At 55.3% G+C, this 21,927-nt stretch carries 18 protein-coding genes and 3 pseudogenes; 12 read left to right on the top strand and 9 right to left on the bottom strand.

Annotated features, from left to right (window positions below):
- Positions 1-81: 81 nt before the first annotated feature.
- From ABUK73_RS20805 to ABUK73_RS20780, 6 genes and pseudogenes are all read left to right on the top strand, one after another.
- Positions 82-1,989 carry a HAMP domain-containing methyl-accepting chemotaxis protein gene (locus ABUK73_RS20805; protein WP_353578935.1) on the top strand — a complete coding sequence of 636 codons (1,908 nt, stop codon included), beginning with the start codon at positions 82-84 and terminating at the stop codon, positions 1,987-1,989.
- A 421-nt stretch (positions 1,990-2,410) separates the two neighbouring features.
- A pseudogene (locus ABUK73_RS20800) lies at positions 2,411-2,734 on the top strand (sigma 54-dependent transcriptional regulator); the annotation flags it as partial.
- Between the two features lie 381 nt (positions 2,735-3,115).
- Complete coding sequence (locus tag ABUK73_RS20795) at positions 3,116-4,354, top strand: Fic family protein (RefSeq protein WP_353578934.1); 1,239 nt, start codon at positions 3,116-3,118, stop codon at positions 4,352-4,354.
- Positions 4,355-4,663: 309 nt separating this feature from the next.
- On the top strand, positions 4,664-6,043 hold the full coding sequence (locus tag ABUK73_RS20790; protein WP_353578933.1) for a GntP family permease: 1,380 nt from the start codon (positions 4,664-4,666) through the stop codon (positions 6,041-6,043).
- Positions 6,044-6,241: 198 nt separating this feature from the next.
- Positions 6,242-6,982, top strand: a complete 741-nt coding sequence (locus ABUK73_RS20785) for a potassium channel family protein (protein WP_353578932.1) — start codon at positions 6,242-6,244, stop codon at positions 6,980-6,982.
- A gap of 170 nt (positions 6,983-7,152) precedes the next feature.
- Complete coding sequence (locus ABUK73_RS20780; RefSeq protein ID WP_353578931.1) at positions 7,153-8,427, top strand: DUF2254 domain-containing protein; 1,275 nt, start codon at positions 7,153-7,155, stop codon at positions 8,425-8,427.
- 66 nt (positions 8,428-8,493) lie between these two features.
- Here ABUK73_RS20780 and nhaA read toward each other — a convergent pair whose 3' ends face one another.
- The gene (gene nhaA, locus ABUK73_RS20775; RefSeq protein ID WP_353578930.1) at positions 8,494-9,684 is read right to left on the bottom strand and encodes a Na+/H+ antiporter NhaA; all 1,191 of its coding nucleotides are present in this window, start codon (positions 9,682-9,684) and stop codon (positions 8,494-8,496) included.
- 285 nt (positions 9,685-9,969) lie between these two features.
- Here nhaA and ABUK73_RS20770 point away from each other — a divergent pair, with 285 nt between their 5' ends.
- Positions 9,970-10,929 carry a bile acid:sodium symporter family protein gene (locus tag ABUK73_RS20770; protein WP_353578929.1) on the top strand — a complete coding sequence of 320 codons (960 nt, stop codon included), beginning with the start codon at positions 9,970-9,972 and terminating at the stop codon, positions 10,927-10,929.
- 345 nt (positions 10,930-11,274) lie between these two features.
- Positions 11,275-11,448 (top strand): annotated as a pseudogene (locus tag ABUK73_RS20765) (DUF4158 domain-containing protein); the annotation flags it as partial.
- A gap of 316 nt (positions 11,449-11,764) precedes the next feature.
- On the opposite strand, the gene ABUK73_RS20760 reads toward ABUK73_RS20765, so the two are convergent.
- From ABUK73_RS20760 to ABUK73_RS20750, 3 genes are all read right to left on the bottom strand, one after another.
- Positions 11,765-12,928, bottom strand: a complete 1,164-nt coding sequence (locus ABUK73_RS20760; RefSeq protein ID WP_353578928.1) for a GAF domain-containing protein — start codon at positions 12,926-12,928, stop codon at positions 11,765-11,767.
- 198 nt (positions 12,929-13,126) lie between these two features.
- Entirely contained in the window at positions 13,127-13,579 is a 453-nt protein-coding gene (locus ABUK73_RS20755; RefSeq protein WP_353578927.1) for a response regulator, read from the bottom strand.
- Positions 13,566-14,669, bottom strand: a complete 1,104-nt coding sequence (locus tag ABUK73_RS20750) for a histidine kinase dimerization/phosphoacceptor domain -containing protein (protein ID WP_353578926.1) — start codon at positions 14,667-14,669, stop codon at positions 13,566-13,568. The genes ABUK73_RS20755 and ABUK73_RS20750 overlap by 14 nt, the downstream gene beginning before the upstream one ends.
- Before the next feature lie 414 nt (positions 14,670-15,083).
- Between ABUK73_RS20750 and ABUK73_RS20745 the strand changes: the two genes are divergently transcribed.
- A complete protein-coding gene (locus tag ABUK73_RS20745) occupies positions 15,084-15,632 on the top strand; it encodes a lipocalin family protein (protein WP_233125014.1) in 549 nt (182 codons plus the stop codon).
- Positions 15,633-15,785: 153 nt separating this feature from the next.
- Here the strand turns inward: ABUK73_RS20745 and ABUK73_RS20740 are convergent, their stop codons facing one another.
- From ABUK73_RS20740 to ABUK73_RS20730, 3 genes are read right to left on the bottom strand one after another with little or no spacing between them, the layout of a single operon-like run.
- Entirely contained in the window at positions 15,786-16,016 is a 231-nt protein-coding gene (locus ABUK73_RS20740) for a hypothetical protein (protein WP_062450644.1), read from the bottom strand.
- Position 16,017: 1 nt separating this feature from the next.
- A complete protein-coding gene (locus ABUK73_RS20735; protein ID WP_062450645.1) occupies positions 16,018-16,653 on the bottom strand; it encodes an OmpA family protein in 636 nt (211 codons plus the stop codon).
- The gene (locus ABUK73_RS20730) at positions 16,650-17,096 is read right to left on the bottom strand and encodes a hypothetical protein (protein ID WP_062450646.1); all 447 of its coding nucleotides are present in this window, start codon (positions 17,094-17,096) and stop codon (positions 16,650-16,652) included. The genes ABUK73_RS20735 and ABUK73_RS20730 overlap by 4 nt, the downstream gene beginning before the upstream one ends.
- Before the next feature lie 257 nt (positions 17,097-17,353).
- Between ABUK73_RS20730 and ABUK73_RS20725 the strand changes: the two are divergent.
- Positions 17,354-18,016: pseudogene (locus ABUK73_RS20725) on the top strand (flavin reductase family protein).
- Between the two features lie 107 nt (positions 18,017-18,123).
- On the opposite strand, the gene ABUK73_RS20720 reads toward ABUK73_RS20725, so the two are convergent.
- Positions 18,124-18,750: a GDSL-type esterase/lipase family protein gene (locus ABUK73_RS20720; RefSeq protein WP_062451851.1), complete on the bottom strand. Its 627-nt coding sequence runs from the start codon at positions 18,748-18,750 to the stop codon at positions 18,124-18,126.
- Positions 18,751-18,816: 66 nt separating this feature from the next.
- A complete protein-coding gene (locus tag ABUK73_RS20715; protein ID WP_062451852.1) occupies positions 18,817-19,728 on the bottom strand; it encodes a 2-dehydro-3-deoxygalactonokinase in 912 nt (303 codons plus the stop codon).
- A 113-nt stretch (positions 19,729-19,841) separates the two neighbouring features.
- Between ABUK73_RS20715 and ABUK73_RS20710 the strand changes: the two genes are divergently transcribed.
- Positions 19,842-20,750: a dihydrodipicolinate synthase family protein gene (locus tag ABUK73_RS20710; protein ID WP_062451853.1), complete on the top strand. Its 909-nt coding sequence runs from the start codon at positions 19,842-19,844 to the stop codon at positions 20,748-20,750.
- A complete protein-coding gene (locus ABUK73_RS20705; RefSeq protein ID WP_062451854.1) occupies positions 20,747-21,913 on the top strand; it encodes a mandelate racemase/muconate lactonizing enzyme family protein in 1,167 nt (388 codons plus the stop codon). Before ABUK73_RS20710 ends, ABUK73_RS20705 begins: the two co-directional genes overlap by 4 nt.
- Positions 21,914-21,927 lie beyond the last annotated feature (14 nt).

Raw genomic sequence — 21,927 nt, 5'->3', positions numbered from 1 at the left:
AAGCATCATCCTGCCAGACAGCCCCGAACAGTTGCCGAATTATCGAGAGACGTGCGTCTCTATTGCCTGGTTGAGGATGTAATGACTATCCGTGTGAAACTGCTTGCCTGCATCTCGGTGCTCACCGCTACAATTGTGATGATTGCTGCTTTTTCCTTTTACGCAATGGAAAAGGAAGCGAAAATTGCTGATTCCATCGTGGTTGATCGCGTCGAACCGATGGAGCATTTGAAAATAATTGGTGATCGCTACGCGGTCAACATTGTCGATACCGTGCATAAGGTTCGTTCCGGTGCATTGTCCCCGGTTGAGGGGACAGCAAATGTCCAGTCTGCACTGACTGATGTGAACGATCATTGGAAGGCGTACATAGCCACCACCCTTACAAGTGAAGAAAAGCAACTTGCCGATCACTTCGAAGAAGCGCGCTTGAAGGCGGACGTCCGCGTCCAGAAGCTTCTCGGTATCCTCACGTCGAAAGATGCTTCTGCGCTCGCCAGCTTCGCAGACAGAGAACTCTATCCGGCAATCGATCCTCTGGGTGGAGATATCGCCAAGCTGGTCGATGTGCAAATCCGCGTCGCCAAGGAGAAGCTGGCAGAGGGCAATGACCTGAGGGCAATGCTGACAACATTGATGATTGCGCTAACAGCCATGGCAGCCGCCGTTTCCGCTTTTTCTATCTGGATAGTCATTGCGGGTGTCATCCGTCCCGTGAACGCCATCACCGGCGCGATGGACGCGCTTGCCAAGGGTAATCTCGACGTCAACATTTATGGTGAGGGACGCCCTGACGAAATTGGAACCATGGCGTCCACTGTGGCTGTGTTTCGCGATAATGCACGTGATCGGGTTCGGCTTGAACAGGAAGCCGCAGCAAACCGTTCGCTTTCCGAGCAGGAGCGTGCTGACCGTGAACGCCTGCAGGCACAGGAGGCGTCGGAAGTTCGCTTTGCAGTCGATAGCATCGGCAGTGCGCTAGGCCGCCTCTCTGATGGCAAGTTGAACTACAGGATTACCGAAACCTTTGCAGACCGGCTTGATCAGGTCCGTCTCGACTTCAATGATGCCGTCGCAAAGCTCGAGGACGCCATGCGGCGCGTCGGCCAGAATGCGCAGGCAATTGCAGCCGGGTCCAATCAGATCCGTGCGGCGGCCGACGATCTCTCGAAGCGGACGGAACAACAGGCAGCATCGGTCGAGCAAACAGCAGCGGCGCTGGAGCAGATAACGACGACGGTCACCGACTCAAGCAGGCGCGCCGAAGAGGCCGGCAACATGGTCCAGCAGACGCGCCAATCGGCGGAGCACTCAGGTGCGGTGGTCAGCAGAGCTGTCACCGCCATGCACGAGATAGAGACTTCGTCGAATGAGATTTCCAACATCATCGGTGTCATCGATGAGATCGCCTTCCAGACCAATCTGCTCGCCCTGAATGCCGGCGTTGAAGCCGCCAGAGCTGGCGAGGCGGGCAAAGGCTTTGCCGTCGTTGCCCAGGAAGTGCGCGAACTCGCGCAGCGTTCCGCTAAAGCTGCAAAAGAGATCAAGGCGCTGATTGGCAAATCGGGTATACAGGTCAAGAACGGCGTCGAATTGGTGACGGAAACCGGCAAAGCTCTGGAACAGATCGTCGCGCAAGTTCAGGGTGTCAGCACCAATGTCACGGCGATTGTCGAAGGCGCTAAGGAGCAGGCGACTGGACTGCGGGAAATCAACACTGCCGTCAACACCATGGACCAGGGCACTCAGCAGAATGCGGCCATGGTCGAGGAATCGACGGCGGCAAGCCATTCGCTGGCCAGGGAAGCGGAGGCACTATTCCAACTGATCGCCAGTTTCGAGATTGGTTCAACCCATGCAGCAACCGGTCCTCGCAGAGATCTGGAAACACCACCAGCGCCGTCTCCGGCAAGACGTCTGATGGCACGCGTTTCCAACGCCGTGCGTGGCAACACCGCCGCAAAGGCCGATAGCTGGGAAGAGTTTTAAAAAGTCTGATCTGAAACCTGTCTACAGGCCTTGTTGAATCAGCTTCCGCCCAATCTTCTCTACAAGATTGGGTGGAGAGCCTCACGCTCAACGTCTACATCACGGTCGCGCCCGGGTACGTCGCCAAAATTCCTGCCAATGTTCAGCGTTGCTTTAAAAGATCCTCTGGAACATTTTAGTGAATTCCAGAAAATTGCCGAGATCGCTCCCTTCAAGGATGTTCCGGAGGCATAGGCTTTGAAGTGAATTTTGCGGATCGTGTCGGAATGACAAACGATCAAAAATCACTCTCAGATATTAAGATGAAGCCCTACATAGTTTTCATGCTCTACCAACATGGATATGAAACTTTGGCGGACCTGGCTCACCTCTCGAACGCTGACATACTGCGTATGCCGCGCATGGGTGGTAGCGATTGGCGCATGGGCGTATCACGACCGACGTCGTTGACGATGAAGTCCGACGGCTGAATGCGTTTTGGGGCAGTTCGAGTGACCACGGCAGACCGGATTTGATCATCGAGGAAGTGTTAGGCACAAAAGCTGCGGCTCGCCTCGATCACTTCGACGCTGTGCAGCTTGCGACTGTTCTCCATAGCTGCCGCGAGCATGCGACGGCGAGCTCCGCCGGCAGAGCCTTGTTTGCAGTCTCGCGATTGGAGAAAAAGAGCAGCAATGATGCAGATCGGCTGACGAAGTACCTCGCGCGCTTCGATCTTAGATTTGAGGATGTCAAACAACGGTGATGATGGCGACCTCGCCAATGCTCCTCTGCAAAGCGCCGAAAGACAGTGTCATAAGTCAGCCTAGTCCAAAACGTAATATTCTCGACGGCTTAGTAGTTTTATGGGCGCTTGAAACACCGGGTCGTCGGTTCAAACCCCATCAAGGCGAGTAAACTAATATGAACATCGCAATGGAAAGGCCACAAGTTCGCAAAGATTTGCCAGGGAAGACTAACCGGGTGTCATTGCTGGAGTTCTTTTTGGTGATTGGGTGGGTCGTGTCTTGATGACGGGGCTATAGTACTGACGATAACATCGGCCAAAAGATCGGCCAAATGTGATGGTAAATCGACAAAAATCCCATATATATAAACGATATAAGGAAACTGGATATCGGCCAAAATGACTGTCGAAGAAGCATCTACCCGCATCGAACCGGCGCGTATCGAGCATCCCAGTGGCGAACTGCTGGACCTTTCGCTTGAGATTGTCGCTAGGGCTGAACGACTTGGCCGGGCTCTCCATCCTGAAACCGCAGCCCAACTGGCCCGCACCGTCAGGATCATGAACACCTACTATAGTAATCTGATCGAAGGCCACAACACCCGACCACGTGAGATCGAGCAGGCCCTGCAGGGAATTAAGCCCGAGGACGATCGGCGCGACCTCAAGATCGAAGCCGTCGCCCACTATCGTGTTCAGCAGGAGATCGACGAGCGAGAGGCGGCAGGGACGTTGCCTGATCCTGCATCGCTAGAATTCATCCGCTACCTTCACCGCGCCTTTTATGATGGCGCAACAGTAAAGATGCTGACGATTGTTGGTAACCACCACAGCTTTGTTATGACGCCCGGCGAATGGCGGCGAGGGGAGGAGCAGGACGTCGAGGTCGGCAGACATTTGCCTCCTGCGAGCGATCGCGTGCCCGATTTCATGGCCTACTTCCATAAGCGGTTCGCCTTCCAGCCGGCTCCAGTAGAAGCGATGATGGCGGTTGGGAGGAGCCGTAGCGCCCGCCTTTTTGCGATGGCGACCGCGCATCACCGTTTCAACTACATCCATCCGTTTCCAGACGGCAACGGCCGAGTTAGCCGTTTGATGAGTCATGCGATGGCACAAGCGGCCGGAGTGGGAGCTCATGGTCTCTGGTCAGTTTCCCGCGGCTTGGCTCGAGGCCTGACGGGGGGGCCTGAAGGACGGGCCGAATATAAGCAGCATATGGCTTGGGCAGACGAGCCACGTCAGGGCGACCGCGATGGACGGGGCAACCTGTCGCTCAAGGGACTGGAACTGTTCACCAGTTGGTTTCTACGCGTGTGTCTCGATCAGCTCGAATACATGGACAGCCTGTTTGACCTCAAAACACTAGGGGGACGCCTCAAGCGTTATGTCTATCGTCAGGAAACTTTGCCTGACGAGTGCGCGCCCTTACTTCAGGAAGCCCTTGTGCGCGGAGAATTTGAACGGGGAGAGGCTTCGCGTATCACTGGTCTGCCAGATCGATCGGCGCGGCGCGTTCTAAAGGCGCTGACGGATGAGGGCCTGCTTGCGTCAGTTACCGAAAAGGGGCCCGTGTCGCTGCGCTTTCCAGTCCAAGCGCTCGATACCCTTTTCCCTCGTCTCTATCCCGAGGACGTATGACTATTTCGTGTACTGGCGGACCCCTCACTGCTGCCTGAGAAGCGTCCAGAGGAGGATTAATGGTACGCCGAATAGCAGCTTAGCCGAACTAAGGGTGCAGCGTTCGATTCCCATCAAGAGCTTGGACATGCCCTAAAGAAGCGCGACACTCAGTAATGTTACGGGTAAATCATCGTCTCGCGTTGAAGCCGAGCGGCTGCTTCTTCATAAGAGGACCGAACTGGTTCTCTGTGAACTCAAACATTTAGCTACAAACGACTGTTTGAAGCAGGCGGCGAAAGTCAGCGTCCGTAGTAAAGGAGTATTCATTTGCCGGAATTCGAACAGACATTGTCTGCGGGTACCTTGATTTCCATAGCAGTGGGCGCGGTGGCGCTTCTGTTATTGCTCATCATCAAATTTCGTGTTCACGCCTTTGTGGCACTCATTCTGGTCAGTTTTTTGACTGCGCTTGTTACGGGCATTCCGACGGCGAACATCATGAACACGCTCACGACGGCCTTCGGCTCCACGCTCGGTGGCGTGGCGCTTCTCGTTGGGCTTGGTGCGATGCTTGGCAGGCTATTGGAAGTGTCCGGTGGCGCGCAGGCTCTGGCCGATGACCTTATTCGGCGTTTCGGAGAGCAACGCGCGCCAATGGCTTTGGGAATTGCGTCTCTCTTTTTCGGCTTTCCGATCTTCTTTGACGCAGGCCTGGTCGTCATGCTTCCGGTGATGTTTACGGTTGGTCGCCGTCTCGGTGGTAGCCTGCTGCTTTACGGCATACCGGTCGCAACTGCGTTTTCCTGCATGCACGTTTTTGTACCACCGCATCCAGGACCAGTTGCAGCATCTGAGCTATTGGGTGCTGATGTCGGCTTGCTGATTATCGTTGGGCTGATTGTCGCTATTCCCACATGGATCGTTGCTGGCCATTTTTTTGGACAATGGATCGGGAAGCGTATCTTTCTACCTATTCCAGACAATGTCTCTGAGGAAAATTCGGTGGAAGGCGACGTGTCCTTGCCGAGCGCCGGTTTGGTGGTCGCGCTTTTGCTTCTGCCTTTGTTGTTGATCTTCATGAACACCGGGCTGGATTTTGCGCGCGCCCAAGAATGGGTCAGCAAAGACGCTGCCTGGTTCCAGCTGCTTCGGGCCATTGGTTCGACGCCGATCGCACTTTTGATATCGGTTTTGGTCGCTGGCGTCGTGCTAGGCCCAATGCGTGGTCGAGATCCCCTGAAGGTTGAACGCATCGTGGAGTCCGCTCTTGGCCCTGTCTGCTCGGTAATCTTGATCACCGGGGCGGGTGGCATGTTTGGTGGTGTCCTTCGCGCCTCTGGAATTGGTAACGCGCTTTCGAGCGCACTGGCAGATATCGGGATGCCCGTGTTTGTTGCGGGCTTTTTGATCGCTACGGCGCTACGCGTTGCGCAGGGTTCGGCGACTGTGGCTCTCATCGCCGCCGCCGGACTTATCCGACCTGCGGTCCAGGCTGCTGGTTACCAAGGCATTGAACTGGCTGCTATCGTGATAGCAGTCGCATCGGGCTCTGTTATGCTCTCCCATGTGAACGATTCCGGCTTCTGGCTTGTTGGCCGGTTTTTCAACATGGATATTAAAACGACGTTCAAGACATGGACGGTGATGCAGACTTTGGTTGGTCTATTGGGCTTCGCCTTGTCGGGGCTGATCTTTACCCTAGCTTAAAACGGTCTCTAAAAAATGACGACCACTGATCAGCTGGCATCCGTCAGATTGGTGGTCGCCTCACACTCAGATCAGTTCGATTAAAGAGCCGCGCTCGAAGTTGACCTGCTGGTGTCGGACCTCTATCCGTTAAGGATGACACCAGACATAGAAGCCAAAAGTCCCTTGCCGGGGCGGATCGAGCAACTGCGGAGTAAGATGCGCCGCATTGAACGCGGACGCGACACATGGGCTTTGCGCTGGCAGGCGGTGCTCGCCGTGATTGATGTCAGCATTATTGCGTTCTTTATCTTCGGCCCGTTCCTGCGCAGTGGGCCTTCCTATCTGATCATAGACTATCTCATCGCAATGTGGATTTTAGCCGAAATCCTCGCCCGGGCTTTCGCAACTGGCTCTGTCGTAGCGTCTTTCAAGCGACCGATGACATGGATTGACTTCGTCATACTGGCCACGCTTCTATTCCCCGATGCCCTTTTCAACTTCGCATTTTTGCGCGCAATGCGGTTGTGGGCAGTTGGAGAGAGCCCTCTATTTGCATTCATTCTAAAACGACTGGGTTGCCATCATTACAGGGACGTCGTGCGTGCTTCGCTGAACTTCCTCGTTTTCCTGTTTATGGTGACGGGGTTTGTTTACACGACGTTTTTCTACCACGAGAGTGGTATCGTTGGTTTTGTCGATGCGCTTTACTTTACTGTCGCAACCATGACCACGACTGGGTTCGGCGACATCACCTTGCCCGGACCGTTGGGGAAGTTAACGTCTGTGGTCACAATGATTGTTGGCATCTCGCTGTTTGTCAGGCTGGCGCAATCGATCGTTCGGCCCTACAAAGTCACCTACCCTTGTGAGACATGTGGCCTCCAACGGCACGAAGTGGATGCGGTACACTGCAAGGCTTGCGGTCATTTGCTCAACATTCCAAACGACAATGACTGATCGTACACTCATCGTTGGGCTGGACGAATGCAAGATCACGCGACTGATAGTGGAATTGTTTTGCTATTTGATTGATGAGTGAACGTGAGTGCGGGTTGCTCGCATTGCCGATCAGGAAAGCATCGTGTTAATCGACACCCTGCGCGTTCTTTATTGAAGATGGAATTCTGATGACATCACGCTGGGGCTGGTTTTTTGCAAAAGTCGCGCGCCGCATCTGGTTCCGCGCGACATTGTTTTCCATTCTGGCCGTCGCCACCGCGTTGGTTGCCATCTTTGTCAGTCCCTATATTCCGAGTGACCTACCGACCCAAATCGGCGCTGACGCCGTTGACAATATCCTTGGCATCATTGCTTCGAGCATGCTGACGGTCACGACATTCTCTCTCAGCACAATGGTGTCCGCCTATTCGGCAGCCACCACCAATGTGACGCCGCGTGCGACAAAGCTGGTGATGGAAGACAGCACGACGCAAAATGTGCTGGCGACCTTTGTCGGTTCGTTCCTGTTCAGCCTTGTCGGCATCATTGCGCTGAGCACCGGTGCCTATGGCGATCGTGGTCGGGTCGTGCTGTTTATCGTCACGATCGCTGTTATCGTGCTGATCGTCGGGACGCTCTTGCGCTGGATCGACCATCTCTCACGTCTTGGTCGCGTCACGGAGACCACGGAGCGGGTCGAAAAGGTGACAATCGAAGCTATGCGCTCGCGACGCCAGCGCCCCTATCTTGGGGGCCATAAATTGGCCGATACCAAGGACATTCCAACCTCTGCAATCAATGTATTTATCGACAGAATCGGTTATATCCAGCACCTCGATATCGCCGCGCTGTCGCGCATTGGCAAAGATGCTAAGGCACGGATTTTCGTGCGGATGATCTCAGGACAACTGATCGATCCGACCAGCCCGATAGCATCAGTCGAGGGTATCGAAAGTGATGACCTCGAACAGACCCTTGGTGCCATCAGGACATGCTTTTCGGTCGATGATACCCGCTCTTATGACCAGGATCCGCGGTTCGGCGCGTCGGTTCTATCAGAAATCGCGTCTCGAGCCTTGTCTCCGGCGGTGAACGATCCAGGCACTGCCATTGATGTCATCAACCGCTCGCTGCGCGTTTTGGCGGTCTGGAATGAGCCGGTAGACCCTTCATCGCACGATGAAATCGAGTTTGACAACGTTTACGTTCCGCCAATCCTTCTTGACGACATTTTCGATGACCTGTTCACGCCGATTGCACGCGACGGTGCAGCCCTCGTTGAAGTCTGTCTTCGTCTTCAAAAAGCCCTTGGCATTCTTGCACGCTTTGATCAGCCCCGCTTTCGGGACAATGCCGTTCGACACTCCAAGGAAGCCCTTGCGCGTGCCGAACTGGCATTGACCCTCGAGAGCGACAGGCAGCGGGTAAGGGACGTTGCCCACAGCATCAAAATCGCGCAATAACCCCGTATCGAGCGCCCTGACGCGACGCAAAAATCGTCTGCATGGCCAGCCGGGATGCCGAAATGCCTATGGCTTCGCTCTACGCCGTCCGGATATCAAAAGCACAGTAGCCCCCAGCACACCCGACAGAATCGAGCCTAAGAGAATGCCGATCTTCACACGATCCTGAACGCCCGGATCGTCAAATGCCAAAAGGCCGATAAACAGGCTCATCGTAAAGCCGATGCCGCACAGCAGCGCCGTGCCCGCCACTTGTCCCCAGCTTGCCTGGGCGGGAAGATCTGCAGCACCAAGCTTCACCAGAAGAGCCACCGTGCCGAGGACGCCGACCAGTTTGCCAAGCAACAGGCCGGCGGCGATACCCATCGTCAGGTGCTCGGAAAAGACCGACATGGAAATACCTGAAAACGATACGCCGGCATTGGCAAAACCGAATATTGGTACGACCACGAAAGCAGCGGGCTTGTGGAGCAGGTGCTCGAGCCTGTGCAGAGGAGATTCGTCATGGGCGGCCTCCGGCGTGCCGGGTGTCAGCTTCAGTGGGATTGTCAGTGCCAGAATAACACCGGCCAATGTCGCGTGAACGCCAGAAGCAAACACGAGAACCCAAAGCACCGCACCCAGCACAAGGTAAGGCCAGAGCGCCTTGACGCCCATCCGGTTGAAGATGATCAGATTGCCGACCACGATGCCCGCGCCCGCAAGGGCCAAGATATTAAGGTCGGCTGTGTAGAAGATTGCGATGACGATGACTGCGCCAAGATCGTCGATGATCGCAAGGGCTGCCAGAAATATCTTGAGCGAGGCCGGAACCCGGCTGCCCAGAAGCGATAGAACACCAAGTGCAAAAGCGATATCAGTCGCGGTTGGAATGGCCCATCCGCGTAACGCCGCCGGATCATTCCAGTTGAAACAGACATAGAACAGCGCAGGAAACAGCATTCCACCCGCGGCGGCTGCGCCTGGAAGGATACGTCGGCTCCAGGTCGAAAGCTGGCCGTCCAGCATTTCTCGTTTGATTTCCAGCCCGACGAGCAGGAAGAAGACGGCCATCAGCGCGTCGTTGATCCAGTGTTGCAGGCTGAGTGGCCCGATGTAGATGTGAAGGAGGTCAAAGTAGGTTTTCGCCAGCGGTGAGTTGGCGGTGATGATCGCCAAAACTGCGACGACCATGAGGACGATGCCACCAGATGCCTCTTTGTCGAGGAAATGGCGCAGAGTGGATTGGATGCGACCGGGTCTTGTTTCTGAAGACATGGGGTCTCGCTCCCTTGTGAGAGGTTGATCGAAGTCTCCGTCAATTTCGGGAAGGAACCCGTAGCGCACGCAGCACGCGCCAAGACCTTTAACTTAGGGGAGGCGGCCTGTCTTTTCTATAAAAATCGGTCTTTCGTGATCATGAATTTTACCGACGAATGCGCAAATTTCTGTGTTTTAGGCACTGCTGACTTACCGTAAGACCTTAGAAGGCTGTGCATGACCTTGACACCTCGACCCTGCCATTTAGACCTCGCGACAATTCTGGAATTAGGGAGTGAGGATATGAAAACATTGGCAACCATCTCGACGTTTGTCGGCAAGACATTCGCCGCCTGGGTCATTCTTTTTGCGGTCCTCGGTTTCTTTTTCCCTGACACCTTCAAGCAGATCGCGCCCTGGATCGTAACGCTCTTGTCGATCATCATGTTCGGAATGGGTCTCACCCTGTCCGTGGATGATTTCCGCGAAGTTGTGAAGCGTCCCGTCGACGTCACCATCGGCGTGCTAGGCCAATTCCTCATCATGCCGTTGCTGGCGGTGCTGTTGACACTAATTATTCCGATGCCTCCGGAAGTCGCGGCTGGCGTTATTCTGGTGGGCTGCTGCCCGGGCGGTACCTCTTCCAATGTCATGACATATCTGTCGAAAGGCGATGTCGCCCTGTCGGTCGCCTGCACCTCGGTGACGACACTTGCAGCACCGCTGGTGACGCCGTTCCTGGTATGGATATTTGCCAGCCAGTTCCTGCCGGTCGATGGCTGGGCGATGTTCCTGAGCATCGTTAAGGTGGTGCTGGTGCCGTTAGCTCTGGGTGCTGCGCTGCAGAAGCTGCTCCCTGGCGTCGTCAAGGCCGCAGTCCCAGCACTACCGCTGGTCAGCGTCATCGGCATCGTGCTCATCGTTTCGGCAGTCGTTGGTGCATCGAAAGGCGCGATCGCCCAGTCCGGCCTGATGATCTTTGCAGTCGTCGTTTTGCACAATGGCCTTGGTTATCTGCTCGGCTATTTCGCGGCTAAGGCGACAGGCCTTTCGCTTGCAAAGCGTAAGGCGATCGCCATCGAAGTCGGGATGCAGAATTCCGGTCTGGGTGCGGCGCTCGCAACTGCTTATTTCTCGCCTCTTGCGGCGGTTCCAAGCGCCATATTCAGCGTGTGGCACAACATTTCTGGCGCGCTTTTGGCAAATTGGTTTTCGGGACGTGTTGATGGCGATGCAAAAACACTGCCGGAACAGCGGGCTTGAAATCGTCGCATGACAGCATTCGGCGTTGAAACCGATACGGCACTTTAACCAGTCGCGCCACACGCCAGACGGCGTTCACCCCGTCTGGCGTTATCTCAACTAGTGATCGGTGATGAAAGTCTTTTGTATTTGGGAAGGCCTCAGCCGTCAGGGGTAGGGGTCAGAACAGAACAAGAGCAGTTCGAAATCGTACGCTAAGCCCGAACGAAGCGTGAACAATGCCATAGCTCGGGTTTTAGGCATTCGATCTCTGTGGATTGCCATCGACATGCGCCAGTTTTGATTTCGCTGTCCGGCCCGACTCGACGACGCTCAGCGCAGATTGGTCATGGATGGAGTGAGGCAATGGCAAAGCGCAAGCTTCTCAAAGATCAAGATCGACGGAAGCTTATCGACATACCAGTCGACGAGGACAGGCTGATCCGACACTTTTCGTTGTCATTGGCGGGTCGCCTGGAGATCGAACTGCGGAGACGTAATCACAACCGCCTAGGCTTTGCCATTCAGCTATGTCTGATGCCGCTGAGTGCTCAGGCGGCCTGACCTGCGGCCTTCACCGGATGCTTACCAAGTGAGTTCCCGGAGTTGAAATTTAATTACTGGTTGTGCAGTCGGGTCCTCGCTTCTGCGCCCCACTTTCTCGTCTGTGGCCCAAGACCTATTTATTCGCCGTAGGGGCGTGATGACTCCAGGAACCCTGGTCCAGGCGCATGTTGACGGCCCAGTCATAGACATCCCAGTTTATACGACGAGTTAAACGCACTGACTCAAATCGATCGTCGCCCGTAGCTAGGGTCACCACAAGTCTCTGAATGAAGTATCCTCAGATCGCCGCCTAACGCCGTAATGCCTCCAACGGGATCTCGAGTGTAACAACCAAGCCGTCGGGTATGAACAATCTCTCGATCGTTCCCATCAACTGCGCCTCTACGGTTCTTGCAACCATCCTTGTCCCAAAGCCCTTTCTGGTCGGCGTTTCTGGCACTGGAGGTCCGCCGACCTCGCGCCACACGATTCTGAATGTGTTGCCATCACAACTGCACTGCAGATCGATGTGACCATCAACGGTCGAGAGCGCACCGTATTTCGCCGAGTTTGTGGCAAGCTCATGGACGACTAGGGAAAGCGCCGCCGCTGTTTTTTCGCCCACTGACAATGACGGACAGGAAAAAATAACCTGCTTGGCATCCCGTTTGAAGGGGGCGAGTACTGCGTCAATCAAATTGGCAACGCCGCTTGTTAACCCATCGTCGCTCGGCCTGACGTTGACTATAAAATCGCTTGCCTTGCTGAGCGCCGATATCCGTCCCGTGACGCTTCGAACATAGCCGTCGAGATCTGTTTCAGTTCTTGCCGATACGAGAAGCAGGCTTGAAATCACCGAGAAGATATTTTTGATCCGATGGGCGAGCTCGCCCTGGATGAGCGATCGTTGTTCGTCAAATCTTGCCAGTTCCTCGACCCGTTCCCGCAACGCTATCTGTTCTTCGACGAGTTTGCCGAAGTCCGCCAAAATAGCCTGATCCCTATCTGTCCAGCGGTGCGGTTGAGAATCGATTGCGCAGAGCGAGCCTAGTATGTGACCGGTGCCACTCAACAAGGGAATACCGAGATAAGCGCGGACATTCAGATCAGGAATGGCAAGATTGTCACAAACGAGGGGATCAAGCGTTGCGTCCTCGATGACGAGAGGCGAAGCGTTCGCAACAACGTGCTGGCAAAACGAGTGCGTCAATGGCGTTTCGCGCTCTGTTTTCCACGGCTCTGGAAGACCGAAGGTACTTTTGAAGAACTGTCGCTTCGTGTCGACAAGTGATACGAGCGCAACAGGCACCGACAGTGTCACGGCGACCAACCGCGTCAACCGGTCAAAACGTTCCTCCGGGCCGCTATCCATCAGTTCGGTTTGGTAGAGAGCGTCCACACGTTCTCCGGCGAGATCTGCCGGTTCTGCCGCTTTTCCTGTCGAAGGTGATGATATTTCCGGTGGGTAGGTCAAATAAGATCCTTGGACAATGCTCAAGATTTGCGCGAGCCGTTAAGACGGTATTGTGCCTACGATCTGCAAGATATAATTACGTATCTGAACCTGCGAAAACAAGTGAAGATGCCGTGTGCTCTGTATTCACCGTCGCGTGACGATACTTGCGACGCGGTCGGACTATGGATTGCTTTGACCCACACTCCGACCGCACCCTTACTCTTCCCATGAAGCTGCAAATGCCGGCGAGGCCGTGAAGCTGTTCGGCTGCTGGACGGTCGGCGGCGGATCGCAGACGCCCTCTTGCAGGTATTTCATGGCTGAGAGAAAGCCGTTCCGCGACAGCGGTTTGGGCATGACACCGTGAGCGCCGGCAAAATCGGCAGGAATGATCTTCGGATTTGCAGTAACGAACACGATGATGGTGTTAGGCCACCGTTTCCGTATGAGTTTCGAAACATCAAGGCCGCTGGTGTTTTGCGCCAATTGAATATCAACAAAAGCCAGGTGCGGTAGCAGGTCTGCCGCCAATGCCTCCGCGTCGTAAAGTGACGTCGCTTCCGCAATGACGGAATGCCCAGCGTCTTCCACCATCATTTCCAGATCCATTGCGATCAGCGGCTCATCCTCGACGATCAGGATGTTGAGGGGCGGCTTAGGTCTCTGCATGATTATTGCTCACTGGAATACGGATCGTCGCGCTCATGTCGTCAAGCGAACAATCCCAGGTCACATGTGCCTTCAGCTGCGATGCTAATCTGGTAATAAGTTTGCCACTTGTAGGAGACAATTCGTGTTGCGGGGTTTTGCTCGACAGCCGATTGCCAACGGTGATTGTGATGGTCGTCCCGTCCGAATGGCAACTGACTTTCACAGCCGATAGCGGCAGATAGCTGTCGAAGAGGTGAAGGAGTACCTCGTTTATCAAGAGCCCGGCGGAGGTTGCTTGCTCGGACGGCAAGACTGTCCGCTGAATGCTGGATTCGATAGTCAACGTGTCATAGGCACTGGCGCTCACTGCATCCTGAATTAGATTTGAAACAAATGACGATAACTCGAAATATCGAACATCATCTGCCTGATATAGGCGCCGATGAATCGCGGCCATCGCGTCAACTCGTTCCATTGTTGATCGCAAAGCTCGCCTGACAATTGGCTCTTCCGTCTCGCGGATTTGCATCCGTAGCAATGAACCGATTACAGACAGGTTGTTTTTAACCCGGTGGTCGACCTCATGGAGAAGCAGCGATTGTGCTTCCATCGATGCCTCAAGATCAGCAGTCCGAACCCTAACCTCGTGATCAACATGCTCCTTCTGGTTAGCAATTCGCCTTTGTGCTTCCACCCGTTCCGTCACGTCTAACTGGGAGGCGAAGAAGAACTGCACTGTTCCGTCTTCGCCGCGCGCTGGGCTAAGGTAAAGAGCGTTCCAAAAGGTGGTGCCATCTTTTTTATAGTTGAGCAAATCGATGGCGATATCCTCGCCTCTCCCAATTGCCTCACCCACTTTTGCGACAGCTATAGGGTCAGTGTTTGGACCTTGAAGAAACCGGCAATTTCTCCCGATGCACTCTTCGCGGCTGTAACCAGTGAGAAGCTGAAATGCTTCGTTAACGAAGACAATCGGGTTGTCTGGCTGGGCAGGATCGGTGATCGCCATCGGCATTCGGGTGGACCGAACGGCAGCAGCAAAGGGATCAGCTTTACCCCGTTCGGCATGAAGTAAATCAGTCAGATGCCAGTTATCGCGTTGGTCCATGCCTACCGCCAAAATAGTAACAACGCTGAGTAATGCACGGGCCTCCACTTTGTTCCCTCACCTCAGCGACTGTGCCGATCAGAACACTCAGAGGTCCGCCGACGCTGACGCATAACGTCAATGAAGAGGCTGGCCTCTGAGGCATCCGTAAGAAACTCGTTTTCTCCCCAGAAAAGAGCGGGAGAGCAACGATGCACCAAAAACCAAGAATTCACTGTTTTTATTGGATTCCGCTATTCTTGTCGAAGGTCCGATTCCTATCAAGGCGGTGAAGGTTGTTTTACGTGGCCTTGCGAAACTTCGGCGGTTGGCGGCACTGATAATTGATAGGCTCTGATAGTACGATCTCTACGGCTAGCCGGGGATGGGCGCGCCCTCCATAGCGAACGAGCGGCTGGAACTTTCGGTCACCCAATGTATTCTGACGGCATGAAACTAAATATCGCAATCATAACGATGTTTGGCGCCGTGTTGGCTGCGTGCAGCCCAGTAGGGCCATCAGGCAATCCGTCGGTGCCTCAGCCAGTCAAACCGGTCGAAATCGACCGATACCTAGGTCACTGGTTCGAGCTGGCGCGCTATGAGAACCAGTTTGAGCGCGATTGCGAGGCCGTGACTGCTGACTACTCACTTCGAAAAGATGGCATGGTCCGCGTGCTCAACACCTGCCTGGAAGGCGGAGTACACGGTAGGCGTAAAGAATCCGAAGGCAGGGCAAAAACTGTGCCGGATAGCGGCAACGCCAAGCTAAAAGTATCGTTCTTCGGCCCAATTTACGGGAATTACTGGATCCTGGATCGCGCCGCGGACTATTCTTGGTCGATAGTCGGCGAACCTTCGGGTCGTTATTTATGGATTCTGACGCGGGTACCAAAACCCACACAAAAGGCCCGTAACATGCTCGTCGAGAGGGCCAAGGCGCTCGGATACGATGTCGACATGCTGCGGTGGACGCAGCATTAGACGCATCATGAATAGTCGCCGCTTTCCCGTGGAAACTCCCAGCCGAACCGGCTACGAGCTCCGCACAATCGGTGACACTCCCGAAGGGCTCGATGGCATTTCGCTCTGAGGTCTGCTTGTCACCAGCAGGCTGTCAGCGTAAATTTCGCGAAATCAACTCAAGATCGCCGCGATCATGATCGCGGCGAAAGACAGGAACATGACGCATCCGACGATGATCGTGATGAGAGCTTGCGCCGAGATATAGGTTCCAGCGATACCTCCGATAACGCCCGGCCAGCCGCTTTTAGGATCTTTGCCGCTCATCGGATAACCGCAGGCAGGGCAGGCGAACGCCTTTTCAGATACCCGGCCCTCGCATTCTGGACAAACAACCAGCGCCATATCAATTCCCTCCGATTACAAATTCTACACGACGGTTTTTTTGTCGCCCAACAGGGTCGTCTGCGCCCGACGCCGTTTGGTTTGGAACCACAGGAAATCGTTCGCCCTTGCCCGCGGTGCTCATCTTCTGCGTAACGCCATTTTCTTCGAGCCACGCCTTTACCGAATTGGCCCTGCGGATGGAAAGCTTGTCGTTGTATCCATCGCTCCCCTTTGAATCGGTGTGGCCGGTAATTTCAACGCGACTGTCGTGCATTGTTATCAACACCTCCGACAGTTGCGAGAGAGTTGCTTCAGCGTCTGGTCGGATGTTGGACTTGTCGAAATCAAACAAAACATCGCTCGGCAGGCTCACCAGAATGCGGCCATTCACCTGCCTTGCTCCGAGTTTGACGAGCGTGTCCTCGGTTTTCAATCGCGTCTCGTCGTCCATATCCTTCAGGCCAAAGGATGATGTTTCAGACGAGAACGAACCTGTACTCTGCTCGGTATGCTCTTTGAACGTGGAAGCAGCGAATTCGATTTCGCGGAAACTCGATAGCTGCTCGTCCGGCGGCGTGGACGTCACGGTGATGGAATATTGCGATGCAGCGGCTGGACTTGTGAGAAAAAGCGACAGAATAATCGCCCATCTCATTGTTTCAGTTCCAAGGGCACCGTTACGCCAGGTGCGCTCGTATCATCACCGGATTTGCCAGGATTGAAGACGAGCGACACTTTTTTCACCTCCGGGGGGAAAACGCCGGGAAAGACAAGGTCACCTTCCATCGTCTTTCCATTGGAGATGCGCATCCACTTGTTATCAGCAATCTGACGCATATGCAGCCGATCCTGCTCGCCTTCGCCCCAGGACAGATAGGCATTCTCGCCATCGTTCATGTTGACGGAGAGCGTTTGATGACTGTCGAAACTTGCAAGCAAGCGTACCTTCGTTGAAGCGTCGCTGACCGTGATTGTTTTGACCTGAACAGTAAGGCCCACTGGAACACTCACTTGTCCACCTGTCACAATGTAGGTCTGATCTGCAGCTTGGGCTGCACCTGCAACAAGCACCGAAACGAAAGCCAGATTTCTGAACAAAAGGTCCTCCAGGGTAAAGTCAATTATCAAATCAAATAATGCCTGCCACTCTTAAAGGTGCTGAACAAGGCATCTCAATCTTTTATCGAAATATTTGTGGCAAAAAGTAAGCACGCTTCCAAACGCAGTTGGTCCGCTAATCTTCTGTTGGCAGGCTGTAATGTCGGTGACATGTATGTCGTCACCAAGGACGGGTTTGAAAACCTCTCCCGCCACACCCCCGCTTGAAACCCACCGCATCGCTGCCGAGGACTAATATGACCGAACACTCGCATTTCGATTTCGCAAAACTCAGCGAACGCGAACGCTACAAAATCCTGATCGGAACCGTCATTCCGCGTCCGATCGCACTGGTGACGACGGTGAACAAGGACGAGCAGCCAAACGCCGGTCCCTTTAGTTTCTTCAATGTCCTGACCCACGACCCGGCAATCGTCGCCATCGGCGTCTAGAACTATTCGGACATGCGCTTCAAGGACACCGCCCGTAATATCCGCGAGACCGGCGAATTCACTGTCCACATCTGCGATAACGCGCTGGTCGACCAGATGGAAGTCTGCGCCATCAAGTTTGGCCCCGAAGTTGACGAGATGGAGGAGGCGGGCCTTGCCACGGCACCCGGCCAGATGGTGAAAAGCCCCCGTATCCTCGCCGCCCCCGCTGCCCTGGAATGTCGCCGGCACACGACGCTTCAGGTCGGCCCGGCCCGCGAAATCATCCTCGGAGAAGTCGTCGGCGTATTCGTCCGCAGCGATGCGGTGAATGCGTCCAATCTGCACATTGACCAGCAGCTCATGGATGCCGTCGGCCGCATGGGTGGGCACACTTATACCCGCACCCGTGATCAGTTCGATATCAATACGCTGACACCACAGGAATGGGAAAGCCGGAAGGCAGATGAGAAGGTGGCGGCGGAATGAAGTCACTTAATCTTTAAAATCAGAGACGTATCTGATTTGTATGAGCTAAGATTTGTCTGGTTACGGTTCGAATCCTGTCAAGAGCTACAAGAGGTTTGCCGCTTGCCTCAGTTCAGCAGACCCGAGGTTGTTCTGAGCGCTTCCGACCAAACCGCATATCCTGCTCCATTTAGATGAACCAGATCTGGCAAATAATAACGGAACATGGGCAGTCCGTTTTCCCCGATGAGGCCGACGTTCGGGTCAAACCACGTCGTGTGTTCGCAACTGTTACACCAGTCGCGCGCCTCTTGGTTAAAGAGATCGAATTCATGGCGATAAATCCAGCGCGCTGGACTTTGCTTGATCGCCAGAACAACCACATCCGCGCGTGGTAACGCTTGAGAGATGCGATCACGCAAATCCTGCAGGTGCCGAAGGGTTGTTTCAGCCTTGAGGCCGTCGCTAGCAATATCGTTCTCACCGAAATAAAGCAGCACTTTGGCTGGCTTCAGTGGAACAAGGACTTGGTGCAGGTAGTGGCTGGCAGAAAGGTACGTGCCGCCGCCAAATCCGAGATTGACGATATCCAGCGAGCCAAGATCCTCGGCGACTGAGCTCCAGATCCGAAATGAGGAGGATCCATACAAGGCGATCGGGTTGTCTGGAAGACCGATGCGCTGAAGGCGGGCAAGAATGGCAATGATATCGTTTTCGTGTCGACTGGTGCCGATATTAGCTGGGAAGTCGTGCATGGCAGTCCTGAAACATCTGGCTTGAAAGACGAATGACGCAATCTGGGGCTCGGCGGAAAATCGAGGTTAAGATAGTGTTTGCTTAAGGATAGCCAGCGCCCCTTTCGTCAGGGTGTCATCCACAGCCACGGATGTCTTGAGACCGAATATATCTGCGGCAACCACGTAGAGATCGTTGAGCCCGTCATTACCGACGATAGCTGCGTCTTCTCCTTCAGCATACCATCCGGCTTCTCGGGCTTGCCGAAACTCCTGCCCGATGACCAGTCCCCGCACATAGGAACGCAGCTGCTCCGACGATAGGTGGCCGACAAGGCCGCCGGTTCGCGATGAAAACAGCAGCGACAGCATGGCGGCAGATTGCTTTGCCTCTCTCAAACCCCAGCGATAGGCTTCCGGATCATCGACCGGCGGCTGCGCGGAACCTCGCGCAATGAAGGAGTGATTGATGAGAAGGTTGAAAATTTCACCAGTCACGAATGTCTGAAAGCCATCGATTCGTCCCCCCTTAATGCGCGCCCACTTGCTGTGGGTGCCGGGGACGATAAGGGTGGCGTCTCCGCCAAGGCCGTGGCCAACGATCTGGGTTTCCTCACCGCGCATCACGTCCGGGAAGGGCTGGCGCGCGGGGTCGTTCAAACCGGGCAGGAAAACGAGATCGGACCCGTTCGGCAGCAAGCCTCGCACCGTGCCGGCGGCAAGTTCTGCAGGGCCTGCCGGGCACGGAACATAAGCGACCTCGACCCAGCCATTGCGGCTAGTGATCATACCGAGTGCGGCAACGGGCAAGGCCCCGTGAAGTGAGAACCAGGGTGCAAGCGCAGCCATCAGCGCCGCCTCATGCTTACCCTTATCAAGGCTTGTAATGCCGTCGGCAGTTTCAAGATGATCGAGCTCTTCGCCGCCTTCACCAGCCAGCGTCGCTCGTAGTGATGTCGTACCCCAGTCAACGATGATCGATGTCGGCAGTGCTGCCATGTCTTGACCTCCTCATTCATTTCATTTGTGGGCTTGTCATAAGTCGGAAGACTAGATAGTGTCAATTAGTGAATTCAAGGTGTCAATATATGATACTAATTTGGGAGGATAAGATGGTGGTTGACCTCAGGGGGATTTTGCCCGTTCTGCCCACGCCGTTTCTGGCTGATGGCGGCATTGACGAAGCAGGCATGAAGCGGCTTGTGGTCTTTGCGCTCGACAAGGGCGTGGATGGAATCGTCTTTCCCGGTTTCGCTAGCGAAGTGGAGACTTTGAGCGCCGCCGAGCGCGCAACCCTGCTGAAGATCGTCGTGGATGCTGCGGCTGGGCGGGTGCCGGTCGTCGCCGGCGCCAGTGCTGCCGACTGGCGTGACGTGGTCGAGCATGGACGGGCGGCATCGGCGCTTGGCATTCATCACCTGATGGTCCAGCCGCCCAAATCGGTCGGCACGGATGTACCGGCGCTGACCGAATTCCTTGGCAGGGTTGTCGAAGCACTTCCCGAAGTTGAAATCATCCTGCAGAACGCGCCTGCGCCGCGCGGCTCCGACCTCTCGCCGCAGGCGATCGTGGAGATCGTGCGTGCCTTGCCTAAGGTCACCTATGTAAAGGAAGAGACGCTCCCCGCTGGCCCCGCCATCAGCCACATCATTGCCCAAGCGCCCGCGACGCTGAAGGGCGTCATCGGCGGTGGTGGCGCGCGCTACATTCTCGACGAATATGCACGTGGTGCCACGGCGGCCATGCCGGCGCTGGAGATCGCTGAGCAACATGTGGCCATCGACCGGGCACTTGTCGCGGGGCGACGGGAGGAGGCTCGCAAGATCTATGTCCGCACCTTGCCGCTTCTGGTGTTACAGGCGGTTTATCGCATGCGGTTGACCAAATATGTGCTGGCGCGTCGTGGCGTAATCGAAGGCGTGAGTGTGCGTGCGCCGACACCCGAGCTTGATGCGGCGGCCATTGCCGATATCGACGCCAATCTGGTTGAGCTGGGCCTTGCGGCCCCGGAGGCCGCATGAACAGCCCTGTCGCAACCGTCGAGGTCTTTACGCTGACACAGCCACGTAAGGTTCCGTATCTTGGCGCACTCAGGGAAGGCGAGGTCGTCAATCCAAACGGTTATATCGTGCGCAAGGGCAATCGAACGGTCTATCCTACCTTTGACCGCAGCGTGCTAGTGCGGATGACGACCAAGGCCGGCGTTGTCGGCTGGGGCGAGACCTATGGTATCGTCGCGCCCGGTGCGGTGGCGGCAATCATCAACGATCTGCTGGCCGGGTTCGTGATCGGCCGCGACGCCTCCGATCCCTCTGCGATCTATGACGATCTTTACGACATGATGCGCGTGCGCGGTTACACCGGGGGCTTTTACGTTGATGCGCTCGCCGCACTCGATATTGCGCTCTGGGATATCGCCGGCCAGGAAGCCGGAAAATCGGTTCGCGACCTTCTCGGCGGCGGCCTGGACAGCTTCTCGGCCTATGTTTCCGGGCTGCCGGAAAAGACGTTGAGAGAGCGGGGGGAGTTGGCTAAATACTGGCAGGACCGTGGTTTCAACGCCTTCAAATTCGCAACGCCGGTGGCTGACGATGGCCCGGCGGCGGAAATCGCCAATCTTCGGCACGTCCTTGGCCCACAGGCAAAAATTGCCGCCGACATGCACTGGAACCAGACGCCGGAACGCGCGCTGGAACTGATTGCCGAGATGAAATTGTTCGATCCGTGGTTCGCTGAGGCGCCGGTCTGGACGGAGGATATTGCCGGATTGGAAAAGGTATCGAAAGGAACAGATATACCGATCGCCGTTGGCGAGGAATGGCGCACCCATTGGGACATGCGCGCCCGCGTCGAGCGCTGCCGCATCGCGATCGTGCAGCCGGAAATGGGGCACAAAGGCATCACCAATTTTATCCGCATCGGCGTTCTTGCTGCCGAGCATGGCATTGACGTCATTCCGCACGCGACAGTCGGTGCCGGCATCTTCCTTGCCGCCAGCCTGCAGGCATCATCGACATTGCCGACTTTAAACAGCCACGAGTTCCAGCACTCGATTTTCGAGCCCAACCGTCGCCTGCTTACCGGTGACATGGATTGCCGGGAAGGAAGATATTACCTGCCGGCCGGCCCGGGACTTGGCGTCAAGCCGTCGGAGGCGGCGCTCGCCCTTCTTGAACGTATCTGAATTGGTTTTTTGGA

The sequence above is a fragment of the Agrobacterium vacciniicorymbosi genome, from assembly GCF_040427045.1.
Classification (GTDB): Bacteria; Pseudomonadota; Alphaproteobacteria; order Rhizobiales; family Rhizobiaceae; genus Agrobacterium.
The sequence above is the reverse complement of the archived record's forward strand: the minus strand, read 5'-3'. Positions and strand labels throughout refer to the sequence as shown.